The organism is Chryseobacterium sp. S0630, assembly GCF_024158915.1.
Taxonomy (GTDB): Bacteria; Bacteroidota; Bacteroidia; order Flavobacteriales; family Weeksellaceae; genus Chryseobacterium.
Genome location: NZ_JAMZGF010000038.1, coordinates 39,942 through 50,036 on the forward strand (window position 1 = coordinate 39,942; position 10,095 = coordinate 50,036).

The following is a 10,095-nucleotide window of genomic DNA, read 5'->3' on the forward strand; positions in this document are numbered from 1 at the left end:
AATCGAAAATAAATTTTATTTACTTCGCAGGCAACACTCCCAGGATTTTCCCATCATCTTCAAATACAGCGGTAATAGCCTCTTTGGAAGACGACTCTCCTGCGTATTTATATTTAATACTTGGATGATTGGTTCCATCCATCGTTTTATAATATCCTGCTTTTAAGATTTCAAGCTTTTTATTAGGATTAATACCTTCTTTGACTTTTTTAAGAACATCATCCGTAACAATTTCCTTTACCTTATCAGAAAGCAATCCATCAATGGTTGTTCGGTCAGAAGCCTGTAAAGCCTCAACAAACTTCAGGAAGTTTTCATTATACAAACTAACCTTCTCCTTACTTATACTAGCCTGCTGCTCTTTTTTGGGACTGTTTTCAACCTTTGCACCTGTTACTTTCTGTGCAAAAATCAACTGTCCCCCTAAGAGAGCAAGTCCCAGCAATAATTTTTTCATAGTATTCATTTTTGTTCTGGTGAAATAAGTGATGGAAGATACGAAAATCAGACCAGTTCTAAAAATTTCATTGTATCTACATTATCTGCATACGTATCAAGGCCTGGATTTTGTGCTTCACCAAAAGGGATAGCATCCAATCCGACCTCTCCTTTTGCTACTACACACTGGATATTTTCCTCATTTTCAGCAATGAAATTTTTCACATCATCCAACGATTCATATCTGCTGAAATTGATTACAGAAAGCGGGCTGAAGAGCTTATCATCCTCTTTCAGCATTACAAAATTATTATCCCAGAATTTATCCTGGTTCAAAAGATAAACCGCTCTGTTATAATCATAGTTGTTGGCATATTTGTTATGATTGATAATATCCTGGAAGCCTAAGAAGTTTTCAAACAACCTGTCAATCACAAAATCCTGAGGAATGAAAATTCTAGTCACATTTCTGCATCCTAATCCAAAATACTGGAAAATATCTTTCGCCAGAAGCTGCAATTCTTCATTCGTTTCATCACCTTTCAAAACCGCAACGGAAGTTCTGTTCTTACGGATAATATTCAAATGATTTTTAAAATAATATTCCAGATATCTTGCCGTATTATTACTTCCAGTAGCAATAACTGCATCAAAATTCTCTAATTTTTCTACAAATTCAAAAGCTACATTCTCATTGGAGAATTCATTCCATTTCTTTAATAAAAACGGAATCATATACTTATCCTTTGAAGACAGCTTAATTACTGGGATGTGATTACTTAAAACAACAGACATGACATCATGAAACCCTACCAAAGGGATATTTCCAGCTAAAATTAATCCAACTCTTTTAGAAATTTTAGAGATTGAATAATTTCCAAGCCATGTTTTGATATTTTCTTCAGTCAGAAGATCTGTCCATTGCTGTAAAGCAAATTTCTGATTATCAATGGTAAACCACGGATTCTCTATTTCAGATCTTTTTAACAATAATTCGATATCAGCATCATCTTCATTGTGGTTTTCCGGTTTCTTAGCTAAAAACGCTTTTATATAACCACTTAATTTAATAAGTCCTAAAACTTGATTTTCGGTATTCATAATTACTTTAAAATTGGGTAAAATTTTGTAATTTTGTGCAAATTTAAAAAAAATTAGCGATGGCTATTAAAATAACTGATGAATGCATTAACTGTGGGGCTTGCGAACCGGAATGCCCAAACAATGCAATATATGAAGGAGCTGTAGATTGGAAAGCTTCTGACGGTACGGCTCTTCAAGGTACGATTACGATGCCGTCGGGACTTACTGTAGATGCCAATTCACCACAGGAACCTGTAAGTGATGATGTATACTTCATTGTAACAGATAAATGTACAGAATGTAAAGGATTCCATGAAGAACCTCAGTGTGCAGCGGTATGCCCTGTAGACTGCTGTGTACCTGATGAAGATCACGTAGAATCTGAAGAAGCTCTTCTTAATAAAAAAGCATTCTTACACGGCGAATAAAAAATTCCGTCTCATCATCTGTGAGGCGGTTTTTTTAACCCAAAATCCAATTAAATCAAAATAAAGCAGAAGGATTGCAAGTCCTGAAGCACCCAAAAAATAAAAATATGAACAAAAAGCACAACTTCAGCGCAGGACCATGTATTTTACCACAAGAGGTATTTGAAAAATCAGCACAGGCTATCCTTGACTTTAATGGTATTGGATTGTCTCTTCTTGAAATTTCTCACAGAAGCAAGGATTTCGTTGCGGTAATGGACGAAGCGCGTGCCATTGTAAAAAGATTGATGAATCTTGGTGATGATTATGAAGTACTTTATTTAGGAGGTGGTGCCAGCCTGCAGTTTGCAATGGTTCCTTACAACCTGATGAAAGTAGGAGGAAAAGCAGCTTACCTGGATACAGGAACTTGGGCAGCCGGAGCTATTAAAGAAGCAAAAAAAGTAGGAACTGTAGATGTAGTAGGTTCTTCAAAAGAAGAAAACTATTCTTTTATTCCTAAAGATTATAAGGTAGGTGCAGAATACGATTATTTCCACTGTACTTCCAACAACACCATTTATGGAACTCAAATGAAATCTTTCCCTGAAGTAGATACACTGATGGTATGTGATATGAGTTCTGATATTTTCTCAAGACAACTGGATTTCTCTAAATTTGATCTGATCTATGCCGGAGCTCAGAAAAATATGGGACCTGCAGGAGTTACTTTAGTGGTTATCAAAAAAGAAATTCTTGGTAAAACAGGAAGAGAAAATATGTTCTCTATTCTGGATTATTCTCAGCATATTGCTAAAGAATCTATGTACAATACTCCACCGGTATTCCCTGTATATGCTTCTTTACTTACTCTTCAATATCTTGAAAGAAATGGAGGAATTGCTGCTGCAGAACAAAGAAATGAAGCTAAAGCCAAACTTTTATATGACGAAATCGACAGCAACCCGTTATTCGAAACTTTCTGCGTAAAAGAAGACCGTTCACTTATGAATGTTTCTTTCAAAATTACAGACGAAAGCAAGAAAGAAGAATTTGACAATGCATGGAAAGCAGCAGGGATCAGCGGATTAAACGGACACAGAAGCCTTGGTGGATACAGAGCTAGTTTATACAATGCCTTACCTATCGAAAGCGTACAGGTTTTGGTGGATGTAATGAAGTCAATAAAATAGCTTATATTAGGCGACCGAAAAATAAAAGGATTAAGACAAAAGATGTCGGATAACAGGCCTCAAAATCTAACTTCTGACATCTTCAATCTAACATCAATAAAATAACTCATGAAAGTTTTAGCAAACGACGGAATTTCAAAAGCAGGAGAAAACACTCTAAAAGAAGCCGGAATTGAAATTCTGGACAATAGAGTGGCTCAGGATCACGTTATTAATTTTATCAACGATAATAATGTGGATGTTCTTCTGGTAAGAAGTGCAACGAAAGTAAGACAGGATCTGATTGATGCATGCCCGGGCCTTAAGATTATCGGAAGAGGCGGTATCGGAATGGACAATATTGATGTAGAATATGCCAAAAGTAAAGGCATCAAAGTCATCAATACGCCTACAGCATCTTCAAAATCAGTGGCAGAACTGGTTTTCGGACACTTCATTTCATTGGCAAGATTCCTTCACGAATCGAACAGATTGATGCCTCTGGAAGGAGAAACTCATTTCAATGCTATGAAAAAGTCATTCAGCAATGCGTATGAACTTTCAGGAAAAACATTAGGAGTAATCGGCTTTGGAAGCATTGGCCAGGAAGTCATAAAGATAGGAATTGCATTAGGAATGAAAGTAACCGTTCTGACAAGAAGCCCGAAAACAGAAGTTCTTACACTGAACTTCTTCAACGGACAGTCTGTGAACTTTGAAATCACTTCCACCAATGATATGGATGCATTCCTTAAAGAGGCGGATTTCATCAGTATCAATACGCCGAAAACGAATGAGTATATTATAGACACCCCTCAGTTTGAAAAAATGAAAGATGGAGTCTATATTGTAAATACTGCAAGAGGAGGTGTCATCAATGAAGTGACCCTTATCGATTTTATCGAGTCAGGAAAAGTAGCCGGAGCTGCATTGGATGTTTTTGAAAACGAACCAAGCCCGGAACTGCCTTTACTGATGAACCCTGCATTATCACTTTCCCCTCACGTAGGTGGCAATACGGTGGATGCGCAAGAAAAAATCGGTATCGAACTTGCAGAACAAATTATTAAGCTACAAAAAGAAACTATAAGATAAATATGCCTGTTTTTAAACCTTTCCGTGGAATAAGACCTCATAGAGACTTTGAGAGTACTTTCCCTACCCATCCACTGGATAATTTCACCCAGGAAGAGATCGCAGAGAAGGCTCAAGTTGAAAATACTTACATCAATATGATTAAACCCTATGTTGTAAGTAAATCTAAAGATATTGACCGGAACCTTCGAAAGATCCGTTCCACATTTGAAGAGCTTCTGGAAGAAAAGAAATTGGTCCAGGACAATTCAGCCTACTATCTTTATGAGCAGATCTACCCCAACAAACAGATGTTCAGAGGACTTCTGGGATTGGCAAGTATTGAAGATTTCTGGAATGGAAAAATCAAAAGACATGAAAGTACCATCCCGCAGAAAAAGGAAAAACTGGCTCATTACCTTGAAAAAGTAAACCTGCAGGCTGAACCTGTGCTTCTTACCTACCCTGCCAATTCAAAAATTGAATTGCTGATGAATCATGAGGAAAAAAATGTTCCTATCTTCAATCATGTAGATTCGATGGGGATCAGACATAAAATCTGGAGAATAGACAACCGTCTGAAGCTACAGCAATTTAAAGAAGTAATTGATCAGATTGATTCGTTTTATATTGCTGACGGACACCACAGAATTGGCTCCACAGCAATCAACGCAAAATATCACAAGGAGAAGAATAAGAAACATAACGGGACAGAGCTTTACAACTTTGTATACAGTTTCATTGTTTCCAACCAGTCGATAAAGATTCATGATTACAACAGAATCTTACATGACCTGAATGGTATTTCTCCGGCAGATTTCCTGAAAGAACTTGAGACATATTTCCTGATTCACGAAAAAGGAGAAGCATCATACTACCCTTCTCAAAAATTCCATATTTCAATGTATATGGATGGGAAGTTCTATTCTCTTCACGTGAAGCATGATCTCCGCTCCAAAGAAATGTCTCTGGATAATCTGGACCACCATCTTTTAGATAAGTATATTTTCAAAAATATTCTGAAAATTGAAGATCCGGACAGTTCTGAACTTATTTCTTACGTAAAAGGAACTTCCAATATCAATGGAATTAATCTTTTAAAAGAAAAAGTAGACAACGGTGAAGGTAAAGTTGGTTTTGGAATTTATCCTGTAAGCTTTAATGACATGATTAAAATTTCAGACTTAAAATTAAGCATGCCTCCAAAATGTACATTTATTGAGCCTAAATTGATTACAGCTTTATTAATGTACGATATGAAACCTTAATAAATTCCTATTTTTTCCCTACTTTTATCAATGGAAAAGATTAGTAAATAAAAAATGAAAAAAATATTCATTATACTTCCACTCTTTTTGAGTGGATTTTTATTTTCTCAGAAAAAGCCACAAAAAAGCCCGGCAAAAAAAGGTACTGTTGCCAAATTCAATTATCATGATGAGTTCAGAAAAATTTCAGATGAAATTATGACCAACGGTACTGCTTATGATAATCTCGGAGAACTCACCAAAAGAATTGGTCCACGTTTCAGTGCAACTCCCGGTTATACCAAAGCTGTAGAATGGGCAGAAAAAAAATTCAAGGAAATTGGGATTAATATGATATGGAGACAGGAGGCCAAAGCACCAGTCTGGATCAGAGGAAAAGAATCTTTACAGATCAAAGCAGGAAATGGAGATTGGAAAAACATCAGAATGCTTTCTTTCGGAAATTCTGAAGGAACAGGAGGAAAAGATCTGGTGGGTGAAGTCATTTTAATCAATTCCACATCAGAGCTGAATGCCATGTCACTAGGCCAGTTAAAAGATAAAATAGTTTTCGTGAATGTTCCTATGGACCCGAAAATTATCAACACCAGTGATTCCTATTTGCAGACTGCAAAATCAAAATTAATTTCCGCTTCTGTGATTGCTAAAACAGGCGCAAAAGCTTTAATTATAAGATCACTTACCACAGCTAATGATGACACTCCTCATGCTAAAATGATTTACTACGAACCTGATGATAAAGTTAAAATTCCAGCTTTATCAATTGGAGTAAGATCTGCAGATGAATTGGAGAAAACCTTAAAAAAGCAAAAAGTCACAGCTAAAATTAACATGACTGCAGAGTCAAAAGGTGATACAACAAATCCCAATATCATTGCTGAAATTCAGGGTAAAAAAGATTCTAAAGTAATTGTTTTGGGTGCTCAACTGGATTCGTGGGATATTGGTGAAGGTGCAGTGGATGATGGAACAGGCGTTGTGCAGTGCATTGAAGTGCTAAGAACCCTGAAAGCACTTGGATATGAAAATAACCACACCATCCGTGTAGTTTTGTATGCCAACAGTGAAAACGGAGGACAGGGCCGTGAGATGTATGCAGCATATGTAAAAAAGAAAGACGAAAAGCATGTATTTGCCTTAGGAACCGATGCCGGAGGCTATTCTCCGAGAGGGTTTTCCTTAGATATGTCTCCTCAAAGAAGAAGACTGGTGTATCCGTGGAAAGAATATTTCCTTCCTTATGGCGTTTATGATTTCGACCAGACAGAAGTAATTCAGGATATTTCACCTTTAAAAAAACTGGATATTTCTTTAGCAGAGCTAGTTGTAGATACACAAAGGTATTTTGATTATCATCATTCTGAACAAGACACTTTTGATAAAGTAAATAAAAGAGAGCTTCTTCTTGGAGCTGTCGCCATAACACAGATGATTTTTATGGTTGATAAAAACTGGTAACAATGAAAAAGATATTAGGAACAACATTATTACTTCTTGGAATAAATGTTTTTAGCCAAACTAAAGATGATTCCATCCAATTCAAAAGAATTTCCACTGAAATTCTGAACAACGGTAAAGGATACAATGAACTTCGAGAACTTACCAAAACCATAGGCAACCGTTTAAGCGGTTCTGAAGCCTATGAGAAATCCGTACAGTGGGCTGCCCAGAAGCTTCGTGATGCCGGAGCTGATAAAGTATGGCTTCAGGAAGTTATGATTCCGGTTTGGGCAAGAGGAAAAGAATCATTGTACATCAAAACTTCTAATGGAAATTGGAAAAGTATGAAAATGCTCTCCCTTGGAAATTCCGAAGGAACAGGAGGAAAAGACGTATCAGGTGATATTATTATGGTAAAATCACTGGAAGAATATGATCAGCTTCCCGCTGAAAAAGTGAAAGATAAAATTGTATTTTTCAACTACCCTTTTAATCAGGGAAATGTACAGACATTCATCTCTTATCGTGATGCTGGCGCTTACAGAAGAACTGCCGCTTCATTAACAGCTAAAAAAGGAGGAAAATTTGCCATCATCAGATCTCTTTCTTCCGCTTTTGATGATGTACCTCACACAGGCAATATGCGCTATGATGAAAACATTTCAAAAATACCGGCCATTGCGATCGGAAATACCTCTGCTGATGAACTGGAAATACTGTTGAAAAAGCAGAAAGTAACGGCTAAACTTAACTCCAGCTGTGGAATGAAGGGCGAAAAACTTTCCCATTCTGTCATCGGGGAAATTACCGGTAAAAAAGACCAAAGTGTTATTGTTGTTGGTGGACATTTAGATTCCTGGGATGTTGGAGAAGGTGCTCATGATGACGGGGCTGGAATTGTTCAAAGTATTGAGGTATTAAGAACCTTTAAAAAATTAGGTATTCAGAATAATCATACCATTCGCGCCGTTTGTTTTGCCAACGAAGAGAATGGAACAAAAGGAGGAAAACAATATGGTAAAGTTGTCAAAGAAAACAACGAAAAACATCTATTTGCTATAGAATCGGATGCGGGAGGTTTTTCACCACGGGGAATTTCTCTGGAAATGGATGAAACTCAAAGAAACCAGATTAAAAGCTGGGTGAATCTGTTTTTACCTTATGGCGTTTACAACTTTGAAGGTAAATATTCCGGATCAGATATCGCTCCACTTCATGAAATGGGAGTTCCCACTGCTGAACTGGTGCCGGATCCGCAACGCTATTTCGATATTCACCATACGGAAGAAGACACTTTTGAAAAAGTCAACCGAAGAGAGCTGTTGCTCGGTTCTGCAGTGATGACACAACTTATTTATATGATTGATAAAAATTGGTAAACAATGAAAAAGATACTAGGAACTTCATTATTACTTTTTGGAATGGTCGCTTTTGGCCAGTCTAAAGAAGATTCTATCCAGTTCAGAAAAATCTCAACAGAAATTCTGAATAACGGAAAAGGATATACTGAGCTGAGAGAGCTTACGAAAAACATAGGCCACCGTCTAAGCGGTTCTGAAGCCTATGAAAAGTCTGTAAAATGGGCTGAACAGAAACTTCGTGATGCCGGAGCTGATAAAGTATGGCTTCAGGAAGTGATGATCCCGGTATGGGTAAGAGGAAAAGAATCTTTGAACATCCAGACTTCCAACGGAAAATGGAAAAGCCTTAAAATGCTTTCCCTTGGAAATTCTGAAGGAACCGGAGGAAAAGATGTTTCCGGAGAAATCATCATGGTAAAATCCATGGAAGAATATGAAAAGCTTCCTGCTGAAAAAGTGAAAGATAAAATTGTATTTTTCAACTATGCGTTCAGCCAGTCTTTCATAGAAACCTTCAAAGCTTACGGAGATGCAGCAAAATACAGAACGACTGCAGCTTCTCTAACTGCTAAAAAAGGGGGAAAATTTGCCATCGTAAGATCTCTGTCTTCTGCTTTTGACGACGTGCCTCACACCGGAGCCATGCGCTATGAAGACAAGGTTTCCAAAATACCGGCAGTTGCCATTGGAAGCACGACTGCAGATGAACTGGAAGCTTTACTGAAAAGCCAGAAAGTTACGGCGAAACTGAATTCCAACTGTGGAATGAAAGGAGAAAAGCTCTCCCATTCTGTAATCGGGGAAATCACCGGTAAAAAAGATCAAAGTGTGATTGTTGTCGGTGGACACCTAGATTCCTGGGATGTAGGTGAAGGCGCACATGATGACGGAGCCGGAATTGTACAAAGCATTGAAGTACTAAGAACCTTTAAAAAGTTAGGTATTCCGAACAACCACACCATCAGAGTTGTTTGCTTCGCTAATGAAGAAAACGGAGTAAAAGGCGGAATCCAATATGGTAAATCCGTAAAAGAGAAAAACGAAAAACATCTTTTTGCCATTGAAACAGATGCCGGAGGTTTCGCCCCAAGAGGTATTGCCCTGGATATGGATGATACGAAAAGAAATCAGATTAAAAGCTGGTCGAATTTATTCCTTCCTTACGGAGTGTATAATTTTGAAGAGCGGTTTTCAGGAACAGATCTTTATCCGCTTCACGACATGGGAATTCCAGCTGCTGAGCTGATGCCGGATTCTCAACGTTATTTCGATATCCACCACACAGAAGAAGATACTTTTGAAAAGGTGAACCGAAGAGAGCTTTTATTGGGAGCAACCGCTTTAACCCAGATTATTTATATGATTGATAAAAACTGGTAATACATATGAAACCGTCTTATAAAGGCGGTTTTCTTTTTTACTCATACTGCTAGTAATTCAATAGAAATGGGCTAAAATCCTGAGCTTAGACGAAGGAAGCCCATTTATCTTTATAGAGATTTTCCTCTGGCTTTAGCCGAAACTTATAAGTATCCCACGGATTCCACAGATTGACACGGATCCTTGCGTATATTTATTTGCGCTATTTGTGAAGGAATATTTGTGCTGCTTGTGTTTTTAAAATTTAAACACAAATTACGCGAATGATTTCACGAATAACACGAATTCAATAATATCAAAGGGCTTCAGCCGAAACTTATAAGTATCCCACGGATTCCACAGATTGACACGGATCCTTGCGTATATTTATTTGCGCTATTTGTGAAGGAATATTTGTGCTGCTTGTGTTTTTAAAATTTAAACACAAATTACGCGAATGATTTCACGAATAACACGAATTCAATAATATCAA

Annotated in this window: 9 protein-coding genes; 7 read left to right on the forward strand and 2 right to left on the reverse strand. The window is 37.4% G+C overall.

Annotated features, from left to right (window positions below):
• Positions 1 to 19: 19 nt before the first annotated feature.
• Together NK356_RS16110 and NK356_RS16115 are read right to left on the reverse strand one after the other, a co-directional pair.
• Positions 20 to 457: a peptidylprolyl isomerase gene (locus tag NK356_RS16110; RefSeq protein ID WP_253317451.1), complete on the reverse strand. Its 438-nt coding sequence runs from the start codon at positions 455 to 457 to the stop codon at positions 20 to 22.
• A gap of 47 nt (positions 458 to 504) precedes the next feature.
• Positions 505 to 1,539: an acyl-CoA reductase gene (locus tag NK356_RS16115; RefSeq protein WP_034698508.1), complete on the reverse strand. Its 1,035-nt coding sequence runs from the start codon at positions 1,537 to 1,539 to the stop codon at positions 505 to 507.
• 59 nt (positions 1,540 to 1,598) lie between these two features.
• Here NK356_RS16115 and NK356_RS16120 point away from each other — a divergent pair, with 59 nt between their 5' ends.
• From NK356_RS16120 to NK356_RS16150, 7 genes are all read left to right on the forward strand, one after another.
• Positions 1,599 to 1,949 carry a 4Fe-4S dicluster domain-containing protein gene (locus NK356_RS16120; protein WP_034698512.1) on the forward strand — a complete coding sequence of 117 codons (351 nt, stop codon included), beginning with the start codon at positions 1,599 to 1,601 and terminating at the stop codon, positions 1,947 to 1,949.
• Positions 1,950 to 2,056: 107 nt separating this feature from the next.
• Positions 2,057 to 3,121 carry a 3-phosphoserine/phosphohydroxythreonine transaminase gene (gene serC, locus NK356_RS16125; protein WP_253317452.1) on the forward strand — a complete coding sequence of 355 codons (1,065 nt, stop codon included), beginning with the start codon at positions 2,057 to 2,059 and terminating at the stop codon, positions 3,119 to 3,121.
• Positions 3,122 to 3,229: 108 nt separating this feature from the next.
• Entirely contained in the window at positions 3,230 to 4,195 is a 966-nt protein-coding gene (locus NK356_RS16130; protein WP_034698517.1) for a D-2-hydroxyacid dehydrogenase, read from the forward strand.
• A 2-nt stretch (positions 4,196 to 4,197) separates the two neighbouring features.
• On the forward strand, positions 4,198 to 5,442 hold the full coding sequence (locus tag NK356_RS16135; RefSeq protein ID WP_034698519.1) for a DUF1015 domain-containing protein: 1,245 nt from the start codon (positions 4,198 to 4,200) through the stop codon (positions 5,440 to 5,442).
• 54 nt (positions 5,443 to 5,496) lie between these two features.
• On the forward strand, positions 5,497 to 6,900 hold the full coding sequence (locus NK356_RS16140; RefSeq protein ID WP_253317453.1) for a M28 family peptidase: 1,404 nt from the start codon (positions 5,497 to 5,499) through the stop codon (positions 6,898 to 6,900).
• A gap of 2 nt (positions 6,901 to 6,902) precedes the next feature.
• Positions 6,903 to 8,261, forward strand: a complete 1,359-nt coding sequence (locus NK356_RS16145) for a M28 family peptidase (RefSeq protein WP_253317454.1) — start codon at positions 6,903 to 6,905, stop codon at positions 8,259 to 8,261.
• A gap of 3 nt (positions 8,262 to 8,264) precedes the next feature.
• Positions 8,265 to 9,623 (forward strand): M28 family peptidase, encoded by a 1,359-nt coding sequence (locus tag NK356_RS16150; protein WP_034698522.1) that lies wholly within the window; start codon positions 8,265 to 8,267, stop codon positions 9,621 to 9,623.
• The last annotated feature ends 472 nt before the right edge of the window (positions 9,624 to 10,095 follow it).